Origin of the sequence: Mesorhizobium sp. CC13 (assembly GCF_039907765.1) — a bacterium.
In the GTDB taxonomy this organism is placed as follows: domain Bacteria; phylum Pseudomonadota; class Alphaproteobacteria; order Rhizobiales; family Rhizobiaceae; genus Aminobacter.
In genome coordinates this window covers 1-21,570 of the sequence record NZ_JARDJI010000009.1, presented here as the reverse complement: position 1 = coordinate 21,570, position 21,570 = coordinate 1, and the positions used below count along the sequence as shown (strand labels likewise).

The window sequence follows — 21,570 nt, the reverse complement described above, 5'->3', positions numbered from 1 at the left end:
GGAACCCCACATGGACATCCATGAATACCAGGCGAAGGAGCTGCTCTCGCGCTACTCGGTACAGATCCCGCGCGGCGGCCTTGCCTACAGCCCCGAGCAGGCTACCTACCGCGCCAGCGAGATCGGCGGCAACAAGTGGGTGGTGAAGGCGCAGATCCACTCCGGCGCCCGCGGCAAGGCCGGCGGCATCCGCATCTGCAGCTCCGACAACGAAGTGTCGGAGGCAGCCGAATCCATGCTCGGCCGCAAGCTGGTAACCCACCAGACCGGACCGAAGGGCAAGCTGGTGTCGCGCCTCTACGTCGAGGAGACCGTCGACATCCGCCAGGAGCTCTATCTCGGCATCGTGCTCGACCGTAAGTCGGAGCGCGTCATGATCGTGGCCTCGGCCTCGGGCGGCATGGAGATCGAGGAGATCGCCGAAAAGCAGCCCGACTCGATCATCCGCGCCATCGTCGACCCGGGCGCCGGCATGCAGCAGTTCCAGGCCCGCGAGATCGCCTTCGGCCTCGGGCTGGAGAACAACCTGATCGGCAAGGCCGTCGACACGCTGCTCGGCTGCTACCGCGTGTTCCGCGACTTCGACGCCTCGATGCTCGAGATCAACCCTCTGGTGGTCACCAAGGACGGCAACCTGATCGCGCTCGACGCCAAGATGTCGTTCGACGAGAACGCCCTGTTCCGCCGCGCCGAGATCTCGGAGCTGCGCGACAAGTCGCAGGAAGACCCGCGCGAGACCTTCGCCAGCGACCGCGGCCTCTCCTATGTCGGCCTCGACGGCAACATCGGCTGCATCATCAACGGTGCGGGCCTCGCCATGGCGACGATGGACATGATCAAGATCGCCGGCGGCGAGCCGGCCAACTTCCTCGACATCGGCGGCGGCGCTTCGCCCGAGCGCGTGGCCAAGGCCTTCCGCGCCGTGCTTGCCGACAAGAACATCGACACCATCCTCGTCAACATCTTCGCCGGCATCAACCGCTGCGACTGGGTGGCCGAGGGTGTCATCAAGGCGATCCGCGAGGTCGGCGTGAAGGTGCCGCTGGTGGTTCGCCTGGCCGGCACCAACGTCGAGGAAGGCCGCCGCATCCTCGCCGAATCCGGCGAGAAGGTGATCGTCGCCGAGACGCTTGCCGAAGCCGCCGAGAAGTCGGTCGAGGCGATGCGCGCCTATTCCAAATCGAAGAAGAACTAAGGGAGGCAGAAATGGCAGTTCTCTTGAATCGCAGGACGCGCGTCATCGTCCAGGGCCTCACCGGCAAGATCGGCTCCTTCCATGCCGACGACATGAAACGCTACGGCACCAACGTGGTCGGCGGCGTGACCCCCGGCAAGGGCGGCCAGGTGCACCAGGGCATCCCGGTGTTCAACACCGTGAGGGGCGCCGTGCGCGAGACCGGTGCCGAAGCATCCATCGTGTTCGTGCCGCCGCCCTTTGCAGCAGATTCCATCATGGAAGCCGCCGAGGCCGGCCTGAAGCTCTGCGTCTGCATCACCGATGGCATCCCCTCCCAGGACATGATGCGGGTGAAGCGCTACATGCGCCGCTTCCGCTACGAAGACCGCATGCGGCTCGTCGGCCCCAACTGCGCCGGCGTCATCACGCCCGGCCAGGCGCTGATGGGCATCATGCCCGGCAACATCTACCTGCCGGGCCGCGTCGGCATCGTCGGCCGCTCCGGCACGCTCGGCTACGAGGCCGCCTCGCAGATGAAGGCGCTGGGCATCGGCGTGTCGACTTCGGTCGGCATCGGCGGCGACCCGATCAACGGCTCGTCCTTCAAGGACATCCTCAAGCTGTTCGAGGAAGATCCGGACACGGACGCCGTGGTCATGATCGGCGAAATCGGCGGCCCGCAGGAAGCGGAAGCCGCGGAATGGGCCAAGCACCACATGCGCAAGCCGCTGATCGCCTACATCGCCGGCCTCTCGGCGCCGAAGGGCAAGCGCATGGGCCATGCGGGCGCCATCATCTCCGCCTTCGGCGAATCGGCCCAGGAAAAGGTCGAGATTCTGCGCGATGCAGGCGTGACGATCGTGCCGACACCGGCAGCCTTCGGCCCGACCGTCGCCGGCGTGCTCGAGCAGCAGAGGAAGGCCGCCTGACCCGGCCTTTCGAGGGGAGCCGGCGCCGACCGGCTCCCTTTCTCGGTCCGGTGCGAAGATCGGTCTCGATCTCGCAAAGATCGATGCGTAGTCTAAGCTGCCGCAGCTCCGATGAGCGGCGCGGCGCTCCAAGTCCATTCTAAGGAAATGCAATGAAACCTCGGGTTATTGTCACGCGGCGCTGGCCTCAGGCGGTCGAACAGATCCTGGCGGAACGGTTCGACACGACGTTCAATCAGGGCGACGCCCCGCTGAGCCCGACCCAGCTCAAGGCGGCATTCCTGAACTTCGACGCGATCCTGCCCACCGTCAGCGACAAGCTGCCGGCGGCGATCTTTCCGGATGCGGACATCCGCACCAAGCTGCTCGCCAATTTCGGCGTCGGCTTCAGCCACATCGACATCGACGCGGCCAAGGCCCGCGGCATCACCGTCACCAACACGCCGGGCGTGCTGACCGACTGCACCGCCGACATCGGCATGAGCCTGCTGCTTTCGGTCGCCCGCCGCGCCGGCGAGGGCGAACGCCAGCTGCGCGCCGGCGAATGGGCCGGCTGGTGCCCGACCCACATGATCGGCACCAAGGTGACCGGCAAGACCATCGGCATCATCGGCATGGGCCGCATCGGCAAGGCCATGGCCAAGCGCGCCCATTTCGGCTTCGACATGGACGTCGTCTTCTACAACCGTTCGAAGGTGGACGACGAGGAAACCCGCGCCATGGGCGCCCGCCAGCTCGCCAGCATCGAGGACGTGCTGGCCGAAGCCGATTTTGTCTCGCTTCATTGCCCGGGCGGCGCGGAAAACCGGCATCTCATCAATGCGGAACGGCTCGGCGCGATGAAGCGCGGCGCCTTCCTCATCAACACGGCACGCGGCGACGTGGTCGACCAGAAGGCGCTGGTGGCGGCGCTTCAGGCCGGCCAGATCGCCGGCGCCGGCCTCGACGTCTATGACGGCGAGCCCGACGTGCCTGCGGGACTGATCGAACTGGAGAATGTGGTGCTTCTGCCGCATCTTGGCAGCGCCACTGAGGAAACCCGGGTGGCCATGGGCATGAAAGCGGTCGACAACCTCACCGCCTTCTTCGCGGGCCGCCCCTTACCCGACAAGGTGGTGTGATGACCCAGGACCGCTCGGCTCCGGCAATGACGAGGCTTCGCGAACAGGCAATCGCCCTGTTCCGCCAGGGCATCGCTGCTTCGGATCCCGAGCGGGCGGTCGCTTCCGCGCTCCAAGGCCGTCGCGACGACATCGCCGCGGCCAAACGGGTGATCCTGATCGCCTTCGGTAAGGCCGCATGCCCGATGATGCGCGCGGCCCTGCCTTTCGTTTCCGACAAGCTGCATCTCGCCTGCGCGGTCACCAACCGCGAGAACCTCGCGCCCATCGCCGGGGTGGATGTCATCGCCGGCGGCCATCCGCTGCCGAATGAAGGCAGCATCGCCGGCGCCTATGCCGTCGAAAGGGCCGCCCGGGCGACCGAGCCGGGCGATCTCGTGCTGGTGCTGGTCAGCGGCGGAGGCTCGGCGCTGATCTGCTCGCCAGTGCCGGGCGTTTCGCTCGCCGACAAGATCGCCCTCAACGACGCACTGATCCGCTCGGGCGCGGAAATCAACGAAATCAACGCCGTGCGCCAGCAGTTCTCGCGCCTCAAGGGCGGGCGGCTGGCCCAGCTCGCTTCGAGCGCGAAGGTGCTGTCGCTCATCCTGTCCGACGTGCCGGGCGACGACGTCGGCACCATCGCCAGCGGGCCGACGGCCCGGCCTTCGGCCTCCGCGGCCGACGCGCTCGCGATCATCGACCATTACGGATTGCGCGAAACCTTGCCCGCGGCCCTTCGCACGCATGTCGACCACCTTCTGGAGCGCGACGAGCCGATGCGCTTCGACCATGTCGAGAACATGGTGATCGGCTCCAACAGCATCAGCCTGCACCAGGTGATGGCAAGTGCCGAGGCGAGCTACCCTGTCGTGGTCAAGGCGGACGACTGGCTGAGCGGCGACGTTTCGGACGTCGCGGAAACGCTGCACCGCATGGCGATCTTTGCGGCAAGCCAGCGCGGTCCCGTCGCCATCGTCGCCGGCGGCGAGCCGACCGTGCGCGTCGCAGGCACCGGCATCGGCGGGCGCAACCAGGAACTGGCGCTGCGCTTTGCGCTGCTCAACGAGTGGGCCGCCATCAAGCGGCCCTGGGTGTTCCTCAGCGGCGGCACCGACGGGCGCGACGGACCGACCGACGCCGCGGGCGGCATCGTCGATCCGAGCTCGACGAGCTGGATGCGCAAGGTCGGCTGCAATCCGGTTGCGCTGCTGGAAAACAACGATTCCTACCATGCCCTGGAATCGTCCGGTGACCTGCTGATCACCGGCGCCACGGGCACCAATGTCGCCGACCTGCAGATCCTGCTGATGCAGTGACCGGGCAGCCGCCCGACCGGCCTGAGTTCCGGGCCGGCATACATGCCGCAACTCTCCTCACTGGCCGTGCAGATGCCGGGCACAGGGGTCGCCGCAGCGTCAATGCAGGCGCCTACGACTGTTGTGCAATCCCCGGAAAATGTTTACTCTCGGTGAAATAAATTCAGCGAGGCAGGCATGTCCAAGGAAAAGGCAAACCACGGGTCCGGCAAGAAGAACGGCAAGACGGCGCATGTCGGCGTGGCTAGCGGCGCCGCCAAGGCGGCACTTGCCCGCGTCTCGCCGCTAACGCAGGACCCCCACGCCACCCGCGACACCCGCGAAAAGGTGCTCGAAGTGGCGATCGGCCATGAAGTGCGTGCCTTCCGCAAGAAGCTCGGCATCACCGTTGCCGACCTTGCCGCCACCACCGATATCTCCCTCGGCATGCTGTCCAAGATCGAGAATGGCATCACCTCGCCGTCGCTGACGACGCTGCAGGCACTTTCGCGTGCATTGGGCGTGCCGCTCACCTCGTTCTTCCGCCGTTTCGAGGAGGAGCGCAACGCCGTCTTCGTCAAGGCGGGCGAGGGGGTCGACGTCGAACGGCGCGGCACGCGCGCCGGCCACCAGTACACGCTGCTCGGCCATATCGGTTCCGACACCAGCGGCGTGACGGTCGAGCCCTACCTGATCACGCTGACCGAGGATTCGGACGTCTTCCCGACCTTCCAGCATGACGGCATGGAGTTCCTCTACATGCTGGAGGGCGAAGTCGTTTACCGCCACAGCAACAATCTCTACCGCATGACGCCCGGCGACAGCCTGTTCTTCGACGCCGACGCGCCACACGGGCCGGAAGAACTGACGCACCTGCCGATCAAGTATCTGTCGATCATCTCCTATCCCCGAAACCGCGGAAACGACTAAGCGCTTCGGGCAGGGGGCCGCGCGCTCCCCAACCACGGACAAATCGGCCCGACGACACAACGCTTGCGCTGCCGGTGCGAGCGAACGGGCATGCGCGCGCCGCATCCACTTGCAATTGGTCCCGCACCGAGGCCGCCCTTTCGATCCAAAGCCCGCAAGAGGCGGGGTTTTCCCGCACCCATGCCGGGGAAGGGCGGTTCGACCGCGGCCCGGTCGACCGCCTGGCAGCCCCTGACGATCGGGATGTTTTTCTACAGGAATAAAAAATTCATCACAGTTGAATTCACTCCGGGAACCTGCTAGCTTTTGTCACAGGCAGCCAAAGAGGTGAGGAAACCCGGATGTGCGGAATTGTAGGACTCTTTTTGAAGGACAAGTCGCTGGAGCCCCAGCTGGGCGCGCTGCTGTCCGAAATGCTCGTGACCATGACGGACCGCGGCCCCGATAGCGCCGGCATCGCCATCTACGGCGCAGGCGCCAAGGGCCAAGGCAAGATCACCGTTCAGTCGGCCGCAGCGGAAGAGGACTTCAAGGGCCTCGACGCCGAGCTCGGCAGGAAGATCGGCGCCAAGGTCTCGGCGACCATCAAGTCGACCCACGCGGTCCTGGACGTGCCCGCCGACAAGATCGGGGAGGCCCGTGCCGCGATTGCCGAGCTGCGCCCGAACGTGCGCATCATGGGCGCCGGCGAGGCGATCGAGATCTACAAGGAAGTGGGCCTGCCGATCGAGGTGGTGCAGCGCTTCGACGTCACCAAGATGAGCGGCAGCCACGGCATCGGCCATACCCGCATGGCCACCGAATCCGCCGTCACCACGCTCGGCGCGCACCCCTTCTCGACCGGTCCCGACCAGTGCCTGGTGCACAACGGCTCGCTGTCGAACCACAACAACCTGCGCCGCGAACTGATCCGCGACGGCATGCGCTTCGAGACCGAGAACGACACCGAGGTCGCGGCCGCCTATCTCTCGTCCAAGATCGCCCACGGCCAGAATCTCGGCGAGGCACTGGAAAGCAGCCTCAACGACCTCGACGGCTTCTTCACCTTCGTGGTCGGCACCAAGAATGGCTTCGGCGTCGTCCGCGACCCGATCTCCTGCAAGCCGGCCGTCATGGCCGAGACCGATCAGTACGTCGCCTTCGGTTCCGAATATCGCGCGCTCGCAAACCTGCCCGGGATCGAGGAAGCCCGGGTCTGGGAGCCGGAACCGTCCACCGTCTATTTCTGGGAGCACTGAAACCATGCATTCAACGAATCTTGCGACGGCCCCCCTGCACGAGGTCAACTACGCGCCCAAGGTCTTCGACCTGTCGAAGAACACACTGCGCGAATTCAACCAGGCGCTCCATGAGGTCAAGGACGCGACCGGCGAGCCGAACTGGGAGGTTCTCAATCCGAAGGGCAGCCACGCGGTCGCCGTCGGCGCCGAGCACCCGATCTCCATCGATGTGCAGGGCAGCGTCGGCTACTATTGCGGCGGCATGAACCAGAACGCCACCATCACCGTGCACGGCTCGGCCGGCCCGGGCGTCGGCGAAAACATGATGTCGGGCACCATCGTCGTGAAGGGCGACGCCAGCCAGTATGCCGGCGCCACCGGCCGCGGCGGCCTGCTGGTCATCGAAGGCAACGCCTCGTCGCGCTGCGGCATCTCGATGAAGGGCATCAACATCGTCGTGCGCGGCAATATCGGCCACATGTCGGCCTTCATGGCACAGTCCGGCAACCTGGTGGTGCTGGGCGATGCCGGCGACGCGCTCGGCGACTCGATCTACGAAGCCCGCCTGTTCGTGCGCGGCTCGGTCAAGAGCCTCGGCGCGGACTGCATCAAGAAGGAGATGCGCCCCGAGCACATCGCCATCCTGAAGGATCTGCTCGACCGCGCCGGCATCAGCGACGTCAAGCCCGAAGAGTTCACGCGCTACGGTTCGGCGCGCACGCTCTACAACTTCAACATCGACAACGCCGACGCTTACTGAGGAACAAAATGAGCTATCACAATCCTCCGACGACGCCCCGCAAGTCGGCGACCTTCGATGAATACGCGATGTCCGAAATCCGTCGCGCCGCAGCGACGGGCATCTACGACATCCGCGGCTCGGGCGCCAAGCGCAAGGTTCCGCACTTCGACGACCTGCTGTTCCTCGGCGCCTCGATCTCGCGCTATCCGCTGGAAGGCTATCGCGAACGCTGCGACACTTCTGTGGTTCTCGGCACCCGTTATGCCAAGAAGCCGATCGAACTGAAGATCCCGGTCACGGTCGCCGGCATGAGCTTCGGCTCGCTGTCGGGCCCGGCCAAGGAAGCTCTCGGCCGCGGCGCCACCCTCTCGGGAACGTCGACCACTACCGGCGACGGCGGCATGACCGAGGAAGAGCGCGGCCACTCCAAGCAGCTGGTCTACCAGTACCTGCCGTCGCGCTACGGCATGAACCCGCGCGACCTGCGCCGCGCCGACGCCATCGAAATCGTGGTCGGCCAGGGCGCCAAGCCGGGCGGCGGCGGCATGCTGCTGGGCCAGAAGATCTCCGACCGCGTCGCCGAGATGCGCACGCTGCCCAAGGGCATCGACCAGCGCTCGGCCTGCCGTCACCCCGACTGGACCGGTCCGGACGACCTCGAGATCAAGATCCTCGAAATCCGCGAGATCACCGACTGGGAAAAGCCGATCTATGTCAAGGTGGGCGGCGCGCGCCCCTACTACGACACGGCACTCGCGGTGAAGGCCGGGGCCGACGTCGTCGTGCTCGACGGCATGCAGGGCGGCACCGCGGCGACGCAGGAAGTGTTCATCGAGCACGTCGGCCAGCCGACGCTCGCCTGCATCCGTCCGGCGGTGAAGGCGCTGCAGGACCTCGGCATGCACCGCAAGGTCCAGCTGATCGTCTCCGGTGGCATACGCAATGGCGCGGACGTGGCCAAAGCGCTCGCACTCGGCGCCGATGCAGTATCGATCGGAACCGCGGCTCTGGTCGCACTGGGTGACAACGATCCGCGTTGGGAGAGCGAATACCAGAAGCTTGGCACCACCTCCGGTGCTTACGACGACTGGCACGAGGGCAAGGACCCGGCCGGCATCACCACGCAGGATCCCGAGCTGATGAAGCGCGTCGATCCGATCGCGGCGGGCCGCCGTCTGGCGAATTACCTGAAGGTCATGACGCTCGAGGCACAGACCATTGCTCGCGCCTGCGGCAAGAATCACCTGCACAATCTCGAGCCTGAGGATCTCTGCGCTCTGACGATCGAGGCAGCCGCCATGGCCGGCGTGCCGCTTGCGGGGACAAACTGGGTACCGGGGAAAGGTGCCTTTTAAACCACAAGGATTGGGAGGAGCAATTTATGGGAACGGCCTTCGAAGCCAAAATCGACCAGTCCGAGGTGACTGATCTCAAGGAGTTCGCAAGGGCTCGCAACATCAAGTACTTCATGGTCTCCTACACGGACCTGTTCGGCGGTCAGCGCGCCAAGCTGGTGCCCGCCCAGGCCATCGGAGACATGCAGAAGGAGGGAGCCGGCTTCGCCGGCTTCGCCACGTGGCTTGACCTTACGCCGGCACATCCCGACATGCTGGCCGTGCCGGATCCGTCCTCGGTCATCCAGCTGCCCTGGCGTCCCGAAGTGGCCTGGCTCGCTTCGGACTGCCTGATGGAAGGCAAGGGGGTGTCGCAGGCCCCGCGCAACACGCTGAAGCGCCTCGTCGCCGAAGCCGCCAAGGAAGGCATGCGCGTCAAGACCGGCGTCGAGCCGGAGTTCTTCCTGGTCACGCCCGACGGCAAGCAGATCGCCGACGAGCATGATACCGCAGCCAAGTCCTGCTACGACCAGCAGGCGGTGATGCGCCGGTTCGACGTTATCGCCGAGATCTGCGACGCGATGCTCGACCTCGGCTGGAAGCCCTACCAGAACGACCATGAGGACGCGAACGGCCAGTTCGAGATGAACTGGGAGTACGACGACGTGCTGGCGACCGCCGACAAGCACTCGTTCTTCAAGTTCATGGTCCGCTCGATCGCCGAGAAGCATGGCCTGCGCGCAACCTTCATGCCGAAGCCCTTCCAGGGCCTCACCGGCTCGGGCTGCCATGCCCACATCTCGGTGTGGGACTTGACCGGCAAGAACAACGCCTTTGCCGACAAGAGCATGGAGCTGGGTCTCTCGGAGAAGGGCAGGCACTTCCTCGGCGGCATCATGAAGCACGCTTCGGCGCTCGCCGCGATCTGCAACCCGACCGTCAATTCCTACAAGCGCATCAACGCCCCGCGCACACTCTCGGGTGCGACCTGGGCGCCGAACACGGTGACCTGGACCGGCAACAACCGCACCCACATGGTGCGCGTGCCCGGCCCCGGCCGCTTCGAACTGCGCCTGCCGGACGGTGCGGCCAACCCCTATCTGATGCAGGCAGTGATCATCGCCGCCGGCCTCAGCGGCATCCGCACCAAGGCCGATCCCGGCCCGCGCAGCGATGTCGACATGTACCGGGAAGGCCACACGGTGACCCACGGCGCGAAGCTGCCGCTCAACCTCCTCGACGCGCTCCGCGCCTATGACGAGGACACCGAGCTCAAGGCTTCGATGGGCGAGGACTTCTCCTCCGCCTTCATCAAGCTGAAGACCCAGGAGTGGAACTCCTACGCCTCGCACTTCACCCAGTGGGAGCGCGACCACACGCTGGACGTCTGAGGCGCCAGCACCAGGCACAGCGCCCGGCCTTCGGGTCGGGCGTAGTCCACGCACGTGTCAAAATTCGCCGGAACTCATACGATGAAATATTCGATCTTCTCACTCGCCAAGGCCGCTTTGTCCGGTCACAAGGGCTGGACCCGAGCCTGGCGCGATCCGGCACCCAAGAGCCACTACGACGTGGTCATCATCGGCGGCGGCGGCCATGGCCTCGCGACCGCCTATTTCCTTGCCCATGAATACGGCATCCGCAACGTCGCGGTGCTGGAGAAGGGCTGGATCGGCTCCGGCAACGCCGGCCGCAACACCACCATCATCCGCTCCAACTATGGCCTGCCCGGCAACACCGGCTTCTATGAGCTGTCCATGAAGCTCTGGGAGCGCATGGAGCAGGACCTGAACTACAACGCGATGGTCAGCCAGCGCGGCATCATCAACCTCTACCACTCCGACGCCCAGCGCGACGCGTTTGCCCGCCGCGGCAACACCATGCGCATCAACGGCATCGACGCCGAGTTGCTGGACGCCGTGCAGATCCGCAAGGAGCTGCCGTTCCTGAACTACGACAGCCCGCGGTTCCCGATCATGGGCGGCCTGTTGCAGCGCCGCGCCGGCACCGCCCGCCACGACGCGGTGGTCTGGGGCTATGCGCGCGCCGCCGACCAGCGCGGCGTCGACATCATCCAGAATTGCGAGGTCACCGGCTTCGTGCGCGACCAGAACGGCAAGGTCACCGGCGTGGAAACCACGCGCGGAAAGATCGGCGCCGGCAAGGTCGGCATGGCGGTCGCCGGCAACACTTCGAAGGTGGCGGCCATGGCCGGCATGAAGCTGCCGATCGAAAGCCACGTGCTGCAGGCCTTCGTCTCCGAGGCGATCAAGCCGCTGATCCCGGGCGTCATCACCTTCGGCGCCGGCCACTTCTATATCAGCCAGTCCGACAAGGGCGGCCTTGTCTTCGGCGGCGATCTCGACGGCTACAATTCCTACGCCCAGCGCGGCAACATGCCCGTCATCGAGGACGTCTGCGAAGGCGGCATGGCGGTCATGCCGATGATCGGCCGCGTCCGCATGCTGCGCCAGTGGGGCGGCATCATGGACATGTCGATGGACGGAACGCCGATCATCGACAAGACGCCGATCGACGGCCTCTACCTCAATGCCGGCTGGTGCTACGGCGGGTTCAAGGCGACGCCGGCCTCCGGCCTGGTCTTCGCCCATCTGCTCGCCCGCGACGAGCCGCATCACGAGGCGGCGCGCTTCCGGCTCGACCGGTTCCGCCGCGGCGCGATGATCGACGAAAAGGGCCAGGGCGCCCAGCCAAACCTGCACTGAAAGCGAGATTCCCGGAAATGCGTATTGCATGTCCCTTCTGCGGCGAACGCGAGAACGGCGAGTTCACCTATCTCGGCGACGCTTCGCCCAAGCGGCCCACCTTCGCCATCGACGGCGGCGATAGCCCCGAACTCGTCGAGGACGCCTTCTACGATTACGTCTACCTGCGCGACAACGTGGCCGGGGTCATGCGCGAGCACTGGTACCACGGCGGCGGCTGCCGCTCCTGGCTCATCGCCGAGCGCAACACGGTGACCCACGAATTCATATCGGTGAAGGCGGCCCCAGGTGCTGGCGCAGCCAAGCCGGCGCAGGCAGGAGAGTGACCATGTCGGGCTATTCCCAATCCGAGTCGCTCGGCAGGACGGCCGCAGTGGAAAGCGCCGCCAGCGCACGCAGCCAGGCCGCCTCGGCCAGCCAGTCGCACCGCCTGCGCAGCGGCGGCCTCATCGACCGCAAGGCACCGCTGCAGTTTTCCTTCGACGGCCAGACGATGACCGGCTTCGCCGGCGACACGCTGGCCTCGGCGCTGGTCGCCAACGGCGTCAAGCTGGTGGCGCGCTCGTTCAAGTACCACCGTCCGCGCGGCATCATCACCGCAGGTTCGGAAGAGCCGAGCGCGCTCGTGGAAATGCGCACCGGCGCCCGCAAGGAGCCCAACACGCGTGCAACCACGCAGGAGCTCTATGACGGGCTGGTCGCCAACAGCCAGAACCGCTGGCCGTCGCTGCGCCGCGACTTCATGTCGATCAACCAGCTGGCCGCGCCGATCTTCGTCGCCGGCTTCTACTACAAGACCTTCATGTGGCCGGCGAAGTTCTGGGAGAAGATCTACGAGCCGCTGATCCGCCGCGCCGCCGGCCTCGGCAAGAGCGCCGAACTGCCCGATCCCGACCACTACGACAAGGCCTGGGCGCATTGCGACGTGCTGGTGGTCGGCGCCGGCCCGGCCGGTCTTTCTGCAGCACTTGCCGCCGGCCGCACGGGCTCTCGCGTCATCCTCGTCGAGGAAGACAGCCGTGTCGGCGGCCGCCTGCTCAGTGACGGCGGCGAGATCGACGGCATGCATGCCGAGGAGTGGGTGCGCCGCGCCAGCGACGAACTCGCAGGCCTGCCCAATGTCCGCGTCCTGACCCGCACGGCACTGTTCGGCGTCTATGACGGCGGCGTCCACGCAGCGCTCGAGCGAGTCAACGACCATGTGCCGGTGCCGGGTCCGCACCAGGTGCGCCAGCGCGTCTGGCGCATCGTCGCCAAGCGCTCGGTGGTCACCGCCGGCGCCATCGAGCGGCCGATCGTCTTCCCGGGCAACGACCGTCCCGGCGTGATGATGGCGTCCGCCGTGCGCACCTATGTCAACCGCTTCGCCGCCATGCCCGGCCGCAAGGTGGCGCTGTTCACCAACAACGACGATGGCTGGCGCACGGTCGAGGCGATCCAGCAGGCCGGCGGCGACATCGCTGCCGTCATCGATCCGCGCGGCAAGGTGCCCGCCGAATACCAGGCGGTAGCCGAACTGTCGGATCTGCGGGTGATTTCCGGCGGCGTCTCCGACGTCAAGGGCGGCGTCGACGGCGTGCGCGCCGTCATCATCACCGACGGCAATGGCCGCACCCAGCAGATCGACGCCGACTGCCTGGCCGTCTCGGGCGGCTGGAATCCCAATGTCGGCCTCTCCTGCTTCCATCGCGGCAAGCCGGTGTGGCGCGACGACATCGCGGCCTTCGTACCGGGCGACGCTCCGAAAGGCATGCGTCTGACCGGTGCGGCCAATGGCGAGTTCTCGCTCGGTGCCTGCCTGCGCGATGGCCATGCGGCGGGTGCCGCGGCCGCCGCCGAATGCGGTGCCACCGGCAATGCCGGCGAAGCAGCGGAGGCCGGTGACGAGAGCTATGCGATCTCGCCGCTGTGGCAGGTCAAGGCCAAGGGCAAGGCCTTCGTCGATTTCCAGCACGACGTGACCGCGTCCGACGTGACGCTGGCGCAGCGCGAAGGCTTCGAGAGCATCGAGCACCTCAAGCGCTACACCACGCTCGGCATGGCGACCGACCAGGGCAAGACCTCGAACATCAATGGCCTTGCCATCATGGCCGCCGCTACCGGCAGGACCATCCCGGAAACCGGCACGACGATCTATCGGCCGCCCTATGCGCCGGTGGCCATCGGCGCGCTCGCCGGCCACCACCGCGACGAGAACTTCCATGCCTGGCGGCTCACGCCATCGCATCACTGGGCAGCCGCCCGTGGCGCGGTGTTCGTCGACACGGGTCTCTGGAAGCGTGCGCAGTGGTATCCGCAGCCGGGCGAGAAGGACTGGCTGGAATCGGTGACGCGCGAAGTGCTCGCCGTGCGCAACGGCGTCGGCTTCTGCGATGTCTCGACGCTCGGCAAGGTCGACGTGCGCGGTGCAGACGCCGGCACCTTCCTCGACCGCGTCTACATCAACGCCTTCTCCGCGCTTGGTGTCGGCAAGGCCCGCTACGGCCTGATGCTGCGCGAGGACGGCATCGTCATGGACGACGGCACGACCTCGCGCCTCGCCGAGGACCACTATTTCCTGACCACCACCACGGCCAAGGCCGGCCCGGTCATGGCGCATCTCGAATTCTGCCGCCAGGTGCTCTGGCCCGAACTCGACGTGCAGCTGTCGTCAGCCACCGACCAGTGGGCGCAGTTCTCGATCGCCGGCCCGAACACGCGCAAGCTTTTGCAGGCGCTGGTCGATCCGAGCGAGGACCTGTCCAACGAAGGCTTCCCCTTCATGGGCGCTCGCGAGGTCAAGCTGCGCGGCGGCGTTGTCGCCCGCCTGTTCCGCATCTCGTTCTCAGGTGAAATGGCCTTCGAAATCTCGGTGCCGGCGCGCTACGGCGCGGCGATGGCCGAGAATTTGATGATCGCCGGCAAGCCCTATGGCGTCACGCCTTACGGCACCGAAGCGCTGGGCGTGATGCGCATCGAGAAGGGCCACGTCGCCGGTCCCGAGCTCAACGGCACGACCACCGCCGACGATCTCGGCCTCGGCAAGATGATGTCCAAGAAGAAGGACTTCATCGGCCGCGTCATGGCCGGCCGTCCGGCGCTGACCGCGCCCGACCGCCAGGTCGTCGTCGGCATCAAGCCTGTCGACGCAAAGCGCCGGCTGCGCTCGGGCGCCCATGTCATGCCCAAGGGTTCGATCGCAGGTCCGGAGACCGACCAGGGCTACGTCACCTCGGTCTGCTACTCGCCGATGCTGCAGCAGTGGATCGGTCTCGGCCTGGTCGAGCGCGGGCGCGAGCGCATCGGCGAGATCGTCCGCATCTTCGATCCGCTGCGGAGCGAGGACTACGAAGCCGAGATCTGCAACCCTGTCTTCTACGATCCCGAGGGAGTGCGCCAGCGTGGCTGACTTTTCCTGGAACACCCAGACGCCGCTCGCAAAGGCGCTCATCCCCGGCCGCCATGGCGCGGTGGGTGCCGCAGCCGGCGTCACGCTCACCGAAGTGCGCGACCTCGTGCTGATGCAGGTGATGGCCCGTCGCGGCAAGGCCGCCGACACAGCCAAGGCGGCAAAGAAGCTGTTCGGCGTCGAGCCGCCGGCTTCGCCCAAGGCCGTCGCCGGCAAGGGCGCCGCCCTGATCTGGTCGGGTCCCGACCAGTTCACGGTCCTTGCGCCGCGCAGCGACGAGGCTGCCCAGCTCGACGCCATGAACAAGGCATTCGCGGGCGTGGCCTCGCTGTCGGACCAGTGCGACGGCCGCTGCCTGATCCGTGTTTCGGGCCCACGGGCGCGCGACGTGATCGCGAAGTTCTCGTCGCTCGACCTGCATGACAGCGTCTTTCCCGTGGGCACTGCGGCCAACACCTCGGTCGACCATACCGCCGTCAACTTCTGGCGCGACGCCGACGGCGCCGACGGCCATCCGGTCTACAACATGCTGGTCTTCACCAGCTTTGCCGACAGCCTGTGGCACGTGATCGCCGATTCCTCGATGGAATACGGCTTCGAGGCGGCAAGCGCCCGCGCGGCATAAGATCCGGCTACAGTCTTCAAACGAAGAAAGCCCCGCTCTCGACGAGCGGGGCTTTCTTCTTCCGGATGCGCGACGTCCCCCTTTTCAGGCGCCGCGCAGGCGAAGCCGGTTGGCCAGGCAGCGTGCGAGCTCCGGGCCCGTTTCCCCTGTGCAGGCCTCCGGCTCGCAGGCCGAGGACACATCGAGACTGTCGCCGATCGCCCCCAGCAGCGAGGTGTCCTCCGCCGCTGCGACGAGGGCCGCGACCGCGAGCGGGTCGACGCCGACGTCTCCTTGGTCCTGTCCGTTCGCCGGGTCGGAATAATGCGCCAGCATCGACCGGATCAGCGCGTTCTTGCTGGCGAAGTGATGCAGCAGGCCACCCTTGCTGAAGCCCGCTTCGCGGGCGACGGCGTCGAGTGTGACCTTGCCGAAGCCGTGCTCCAGGGCGACGGCGACCGCCGCGCGATAGAGCCGGAGCTTCGGGTCGGCATCGAGCGACGGAGCCGGCAAGCGGCCGGCCGGCTCCCTGCCTCGCTCGTTCATTCGGCCGGAACCTGCGCCGCTTCGGCCGCGACCTTCGGCGCCGCGGGCTTGCCGCGCCCGAACAGCTTCATGACGAACACGAAGAAGACGGGCACGAAGAAGACCGCGAGCACGGTCGCCGAGATCATGCCGCCCAGCACGCCCGTGCCGATGGCGTTCTGGCTGGCGGCACTGGCGCCGGTGGCGATCGCCAGCGGCACGACGCCGAGGCTGAAGGCGAGCGAGGTCATGATGATCGGCCGGAAGCGCAGCTTGGCCGCCTCGATCGTCGCATCGACAAGGGACATGCCTTCCTGGCGCAGGTCCTTGGCGAACTCGATGATCAGGATCGCGTTCTTGGCCGAAAGGCCGATGATCGCGATCAGGCCCACCTTGAAGTAGACGTCGTTCGGCATGCCCATGTACATGACCGCTAGCACCGAGCCCAGCACGCCCAACGGCACGACCAGGATGACCGAGATCGGGATCGACCAGCTTTCGTAGAGTGCCGCGAGCAGCAGGAACACGAACAGGATGCTGAGCCCGATCAGGGCAGGGGCCTGCGCACCTGACTGGATCTCCTGCAGCGACTGGCCGGTCCATTCGTAGCCGAATCCGGCGGGCAGCTCTCCGGCCAAGCGCTCCATCTCGGCGATGGCGGCGCCCGATGAGTAGCCGGCTGCCGCCTGGCCGCTGATGCGCACCGATGGATAGCCGTTGTAGCCGACGATCTGGGCCGGCCCCTTCTGCCAGTCGACGCTGGCGAAGGAGGACAGCGGAACCATGCCGCCATGGGCGTTGCGGACGTTGAGGTTCAGAAGATCCTCGGTCTGCATGCGGCGGCCTGCGTCGGACTGCACCGTCACGCGCTGCATCCTGCCGGCGTTCGGGAAGTCGTTGACATAGGCCGAGCCGAGATTGGCCGAGATCGTCGAGTTGATGTCGGCGAAGGTCACACCGAAGGTGTTGGCTTTTTCGCGGTCGATCAGGAGATTGACCTGGGCGGCATCGGGCATGCCCTCGACGCGCACGCCGGTGACGATCTCGCTCTTGGCGGCAGCTGCCATCAACTGGTCGCGGGCCGCGAGCAACGCCTGCTGGCCGCTGCCCGACCTGTCCTGGAGACGGAAGGTGAAGCCGTTGGACGTGCCGAGGCCCTGGATCGGGGGCGGCGAGAGCGCGAACGAGACCGCGTCCTTCATCTGGTACAGCGCCTTGTTCGCGCGGCCGGCGATGGCGGCGGCCGAGTTCTCTTCGTCGCGCTCGCTCCAGTCGTCCAGCGTGACGAAGGCAAGGCCGGCATTCTGGCCCGCGCCGGAGAAGCTGTAGCCGCGCACCACGATCATGCGGTCGACCGCTTCCTCGCCCATGAACACCTTCTCGACCTGCTCGGCGATCGCACCGGTGCGGTTGCTGCTCGATTCCGGCGGCCCCTGGATGTCTACGATCAGGTAGCCCTGGTCCTCGTTGGGCAGGAAGGACGTGGGCAGCTGCATGAAGGCCCAGCCGAGACCGGCGAGCAGCGCGAGGTAGATGATCATGAAGCGGCCGGCGCGCTTCACCACCCAGCCGACGCTCGAGGTGTAACTGCGCGTCGTGCGGTCGAAGCCACGGTTGAACCAGCCGAAGAAGCCTTTCTTCTCGTGATGGCCCATGGCGATCGGCTTGAGGAAGCTGGCGCAGAGCGCCGGCGTGAGCGACAGCGCCAGGAACCCGGAGAACAGGATCGACACCACCATCGTCAGGCTGAACTGCCGGTAGATGACGCCGACCGCGCCCGGGAAGAACGCCATCGGCACGAACACGGCCGTCAGCACCACGGTGATGCCGATGATCGCGCCCGAGATCTGCTTCATCGCCTTGCGCGTGGCCTCGCGTGGGGACAGGCCCTCCTCGGCCATGATGCGCTCGACATTCTCGACCACGACGATGGCGTCGTCGACGAGGATGCCGATCGCCAGCACCATGGCGAACATGGTGAGCACGTTGATCGAGAATCCGGTGGCGAGCATCACCGCGCAGGTGCCGAGCAGCGCCACGGGCACCACGAGGGTGGGAATGACCGTGTAGCGGAAGTTCTGCAGGAACAGGAACATCACCGCAAAGACGAGCAGAACCGCCTCGACGAGCGTGCTGATCACCTTCTCGATCGAGACCTTGACGAACGGCGAGGTGTCATAGGGGATGGCGTATTCGATGCCAGAGGGGAAGTAGCGCGAAAGCTCGTCCATTTTCGCCCGCACCGCCTCGGAGGTGGCAAGCGCGTTGCCCGTCGGCGACAGCTGCACGGCGATTGCGGCGCTCGGCTTGCCGTTGAGGCGTGTGGAGAAATTGTAGTTCTCGGCACCGACTTCGATGCGCGCGACGTCCGACAGGCGGACGGACGAGCCGTCGGGATTGGCGCGCAGCACGATCGAGCCGAATTCCTCCGCCGAAGTCAGCTGGCCCTTGACCAGGACGGTGGCCGAGATCTGCTGGGTGATCGGGTTGGGGTCGGCGCCGATGCGGCCCGCGGCGACCTGTGCGTTTTGCGAGCGGATCGCGTTGGTGATGTCGTCGGTCGTGAGCTTGAGGCCGACCATCTTGTCGGGGTCGATCCAGATGCGCATCGCGCGCTGGGTCGCAAACAGCTGCGCACTGCCGACACCGTCGATGCGCCGGATTTCGCTGAGCACGTTGCGGCTGAGATAGTCGCCGAGGCCGACGACGTCGAGGGAATCGTCCGTCGAGGTCACGGCGACCATCATCAGGAAGCCGCTGCCGGCCTCGTCGATGCGGATGCCGACCTGCTGGACGATCTGCGGCAGGCGGGGCTCGGCGCGGCGCACGGCGTTCTGCACGTCGATCGATGCCTGGCCGCTGTCTGTCCCGGGCGCGAAGGTCGCCGTGATGCTGACCATGCCGGAGGAATCCGACGTCGACTCGAAATACATCAGCCCTTCGACGCCGTTCAGCTCTTCCTCGATCGGGCGCGTCACGCTCTGGTAGATGTCTTCGGGGGCGGCACCCGCATAGTTCGCCGAAATGGTGACCTGCGGCGGCGCCACGTTGGGATATTGCGCCACCGGCAGGAACGGCAGGGCGATCACGCCGGCGAGCATGATGAAGATCGCAACGACCCATGCGAAGATGGGCCGATCGATGAAGAACTGGGGCATTTTTCGTTTCCTTAGCCGGCCTTGGGCATGCTGTTCGGCCCGGTCGGGCGGCTGTCGCCGGTTGCGGGGGCGGAGGCCGCGGCCTTCCACGGCTGGGCGGCGACCGGGGCGCCCGGCCTGACCTTCTGGAAGCCCTCGACGATGACCTTGTCGCCGGCCTTCAGGCCCTCCTCGACGACCCAGCGGTCGCCGACCACGCGCCCGACCCGAACGGTGCGGAGTTCAGCCACGTTCTTGTCGTTGACGACATAGACCTGCGCCCGGCCGCCGGTGTCGCGCTGGATCGCCTGCTGCGGAACGGCGACCGCGTTCTGCTGGACGCCCTGCTGGATCTGCACGCGAACATACATGCCGGGCAGAAGGTCGCCTTCCGGATTGGGGAACTCGCCACGCAGAGTCACCTGTCCGGTGGTCGCATCCACCGCGGCCTCGAGGAACAACAGCTTGCCGGGATGGGCATATTCGCTGCCGTCGTCGAGCCGCAGCGTGACGCGCGCGCCGCTTTCCTCGGCAGTCGACACGGCGCCGTTCTCGAGCGCGCGCCTGAGCCGCAGCAACTCGTTCGAGGACTGCGTGAAGTCGGCATAGACCGGATCGATCTGCTGGATGGTGGCAAGGCTCTCGGGGCCGTTGGCGCTGACCAGCGCTCCCTCCGTGACCATGGCGCGGCCGATGCGGCCGGAGATCGGCGCCTTGATCTCGGCATAGTCGAGATTGAGCTTGGCGGTCGCGAGGCCCGCGGTGGCGATCGCCACGTCGGCGTCGGCCTGCGCCAGTGCGGCAAGCGCATTGTCGAGCTGCTGGCCGCTGGAGACGTTGCGCTCGCGCAGCTCGCTCTGCCGGTCGGCCTGCTGGCGTGCCTGCAGCTGCACGGCCTGCGCGCGCTGCAGGGTCGCCTCGGCGCTCGCCACCTGGGCGCGGAACAGGGCCGGGTCGATGCGGTAGAGCACGTCGCCCTCCTTCACCATGCTGCCCTGCTCGAAGACGCGCTCGAGCACGATGCCGGACACGCGCGGCCGCACCTCGGCGATGCGGGTGGGGGCGATGCGGCCCGGCAGCTCGTTCAGTATCGGCAGGGTCTCGGGAACGACTTCGACGACGCTGACGCCGGGCGGCGGCGGGGCGGGCCGGGACTCGGCCGAACTCTCTGCCTCGCCACAACCGGCGACAAAGGCCAGGAGGGCGGCGGCCGCGACGAGCTTCAACGGCAAGGCGGGAATCTTCATGTGGGGGAATCCGGAGAAAAGGTTGACGTTTGCCGAAACGGCGACTGCTTCGAAGTAGTGGTTTTGGGGGGATGACGGCCTGTCAGCCGGCGTCGAGCGGGCCGTCGCGAGGAATACGCAGCTGCTCGGCGTCGACCAGCCAGCCGATGTCTTGAAGGATGCTTGCGCGCTGGGCCTCGGACCAGGGATGCAGCTTGTGCAGTTCCAGCCTCTTCAAGCCTTCGAGCGCGAGGAAGGCCAGGATGGCACCCCGCGGGTTCGTCGACCCTTCGGTCAATGTGGCGATCGTCCGCTCGTAGGCCTTTTCGATGATCCCGCGCGACTCGGCGTCATGCGCCAGCGCCGAGACGAGATTGACCGCCACCGCGCGCAGATCGTCGGGCGGGCCATCAGCCGCAGCGGCGACGAGGCCACGGATCGCGGCATTGGGAGTCTTGCCTAACGCGGCCGTCGCGGCCTGCACCCGCTCGCTTTCCTTGTGGACGCGGCGCTGGATCACCGCCCGGATCAACTGCTGCTTCGACTTGTAGTCGTAGATGACGCTCGCCTTGCTGATGCCCGCCTGCATTGCCACGGCGTCGAGTGTCAGCTGGGCCGCGCCGTCGCGCACCACGACGGCTTCCGCCGCGTCGAGAATGTCGTCCTGATCGATCGTCCTCGGCCGTGCCACGGTCCCGCGCCTCGCTGCCTGCGAATTAATTACCGACTGGTCGGTTATTATATGTGCAGCGCAGCATTCCATGTCAATCGTCACTCTCGAGGGTGGAGGCGCCGGCCAGGCCGTCCGGCAGGTTCCCGTTTTACAAGCTGCCGGACGCGCGAGCGGATCGATCACGTTCCAGCACGGGTAGCCTTTAAGGTCGTTTGCGGCTCACCTCATACACACAATGAAGTGAAGGCGTTTTGACCGGCGCACGACGGGTGCCGCGCGGGATCGCGTAGGCGGCGAAAGGTCGAGCATGGAACCGGAAAGAAAGAAGGCCTGACACACGGTGTCAGGCCTTAAAGGGCGCTCCGGGCCTGGGGGACAGGAGGGTGGGATGGAGCGCCTGGGAGCGTCGTCTCAGAACAGGCCTTCGATCTGGCCCTGTTCGTTGAGGAAGATCTTCTCGGAGGAGGGGGCCTTGGGCAGGCCGGGCATGGTCATGATCTCGCCGCAGATGGCGACGACGAAGCCGGCGCCGGCGGCCAGCCGCACCTCGCGCACCGGCAC

18 protein-coding genes are annotated in these 21,570 nt (G+C 66.5%); 13 read left to right on the top strand and 5 right to left on the bottom strand.

Annotated elements, in window-relative coordinates; all coding sequences use genetic code 11:
* Window positions 1-10: 10 nt before the first annotated feature.
* The 13 genes from PV773_RS13925 to PV773_RS13865 all read left to right on the top strand — a co-directional run bounded on the left by PV773_RS13925 (window position 11) and on the right by PV773_RS13865 (window position 15,469).
* Window positions 11-1,195 carry a malate--CoA ligase subunit beta gene (locus PV773_RS13925; protein WP_340036923.1) on the top strand — a complete coding sequence of 395 codons (1,185 nt, stop codon included), beginning with the start codon at window positions 11-13 and terminating at the stop codon, window positions 1,193-1,195.
* A gap of 11 nt (window positions 1,196-1,206) precedes the next feature.
* Entirely contained in the window at window positions 1,207-2,106 is a 900-nt protein-coding gene (gene sucD / locus PV773_RS13920; RefSeq protein ID WP_340036922.1) for a succinate--CoA ligase subunit alpha, read from the top strand.
* Between the two features lie 152 nt (window positions 2,107-2,258).
* On the top strand, window positions 2,259-3,227 hold the full coding sequence (locus tag PV773_RS13915; RefSeq protein WP_347966913.1) for a D-glycerate dehydrogenase: 969 nt from the start codon (window positions 2,259-2,261) through the stop codon (window positions 3,225-3,227).
* The gene (locus PV773_RS13910) at window positions 3,227-4,525 is read left to right on the top strand and encodes a DUF4147 domain-containing protein (RefSeq protein ID WP_347966912.1); all 1,299 of its coding nucleotides are present in this window, start codon (window positions 3,227-3,229) and stop codon (window positions 4,523-4,525) included. Before PV773_RS13915 ends, PV773_RS13910 begins: the two co-directional genes overlap by 1 nt.
* A gap of 177 nt (window positions 4,526-4,702) precedes the next feature.
* Window positions 4,703-5,434 carry an XRE family transcriptional regulator gene (locus PV773_RS13905; RefSeq protein WP_347966911.1) on the top strand — a complete coding sequence of 244 codons (732 nt, stop codon included), beginning with the start codon at window positions 4,703-4,705 and terminating at the stop codon, window positions 5,432-5,434.
* Between the two features lie 341 nt (window positions 5,435-5,775).
* On the top strand, window positions 5,776-6,672 hold the full coding sequence (locus PV773_RS13900; protein WP_347966910.1) for a glutamine amidotransferase family protein: 897 nt from the start codon (window positions 5,776-5,778) through the stop codon (window positions 6,670-6,672).
* A gap of 4 nt (window positions 6,673-6,676) precedes the next feature.
* The gene (locus tag PV773_RS13895) at window positions 6,677-7,414 is read left to right on the top strand and encodes a GXGXG domain-containing protein (RefSeq protein WP_347966909.1); all 738 of its coding nucleotides are present in this window, start codon (window positions 6,677-6,679) and stop codon (window positions 7,412-7,414) included.
* 8 nt (window positions 7,415-7,422) lie between these two features.
* Window positions 7,423-8,751 carry an FMN-binding glutamate synthase family protein gene (locus PV773_RS13890; protein WP_340036916.1) on the top strand — a complete coding sequence of 443 codons (1,329 nt, stop codon included), beginning with the start codon at window positions 7,423-7,425 and terminating at the stop codon, window positions 8,749-8,751.
* A gap of 26 nt (window positions 8,752-8,777) precedes the next feature.
* A complete protein-coding gene (glnT, locus tag PV773_RS13885; protein ID WP_347966908.1) occupies window positions 8,778-10,121 on the top strand; it encodes a type III glutamate--ammonia ligase in 1,344 nt (447 codons plus the stop codon).
* A gap of 81 nt (window positions 10,122-10,202) precedes the next feature.
* Complete coding sequence (locus PV773_RS13880) at window positions 10,203-11,456, top strand: sarcosine oxidase subunit beta family protein (RefSeq protein WP_347966907.1); 1,254 nt, start codon at window positions 10,203-10,205, stop codon at window positions 11,454-11,456.
* 17 nt (window positions 11,457-11,473) lie between these two features.
* On the top strand, window positions 11,474-11,782 hold the full coding sequence (locus tag PV773_RS13875) for a sarcosine oxidase subunit delta (RefSeq protein WP_347966906.1): 309 nt from the start codon (window positions 11,474-11,476) through the stop codon (window positions 11,780-11,782).
* Window positions 11,783-11,784: 2 nt separating this feature from the next.
* On the top strand, window positions 11,785-14,844 hold the full coding sequence (locus tag PV773_RS13870) for a sarcosine oxidase subunit alpha family protein (RefSeq protein WP_347966905.1): 3,060 nt from the start codon (window positions 11,785-11,787) through the stop codon (window positions 14,842-14,844).
* Entirely contained in the window at window positions 14,837-15,469 is a 633-nt protein-coding gene (locus tag PV773_RS13865) for a sarcosine oxidase subunit gamma family protein (protein ID WP_347966904.1), read from the top strand. The genes PV773_RS13870 and PV773_RS13865 overlap by 8 nt, the downstream gene beginning before the upstream one ends.
* An 84-nt stretch (window positions 15,470-15,553) precedes the next feature.
* Here the strand turns inward: PV773_RS13865 and PV773_RS13860 are convergent, their stop codons facing one another.
* The 5 genes from PV773_RS13860 to PV773_RS13840 form a co-directional block, all read right to left on the bottom strand.
* On the bottom strand, window positions 15,554-15,994 hold the full coding sequence (locus tag PV773_RS13860; protein ID WP_347966903.1) for a helix-turn-helix domain-containing protein: 441 nt from the start codon (window positions 15,992-15,994) through the stop codon (window positions 15,554-15,556).
* Window positions 15,991-19,131, bottom strand: coding sequence for an efflux RND transporter permease subunit (locus PV773_RS13855; RefSeq protein ID WP_347966902.1), 3,141 nt, complete (start codon window positions 19,129-19,131; stop codon window positions 15,991-15,993). Before PV773_RS13855 ends, PV773_RS13860 begins: the two co-directional genes overlap by 4 nt.
* Window positions 19,132-19,142: 11 nt before the next feature.
* A complete protein-coding gene (locus PV773_RS13850) occupies window positions 19,143-20,357 on the bottom strand; it encodes an efflux RND transporter periplasmic adaptor subunit (RefSeq protein ID WP_347966901.1) in 1,215 nt (404 codons plus the stop codon).
* Window positions 20,358-20,439: 82 nt separating this feature from the next.
* Window positions 20,440-21,111 (bottom strand): TetR/AcrR family transcriptional regulator, encoded by a 672-nt coding sequence (locus tag PV773_RS13845; RefSeq protein ID WP_347966900.1) that lies wholly within the window; start codon window positions 21,109-21,111, stop codon window positions 20,440-20,442.
* Between the two features lie 309 nt (window positions 21,112-21,420).
* Window positions 21,421-21,570: formate--tetrahydrofolate ligase (locus PV773_RS13840; protein ID WP_347967050.1), on the bottom strand; the 150-nt coding region annotated here is incomplete at its 5' end.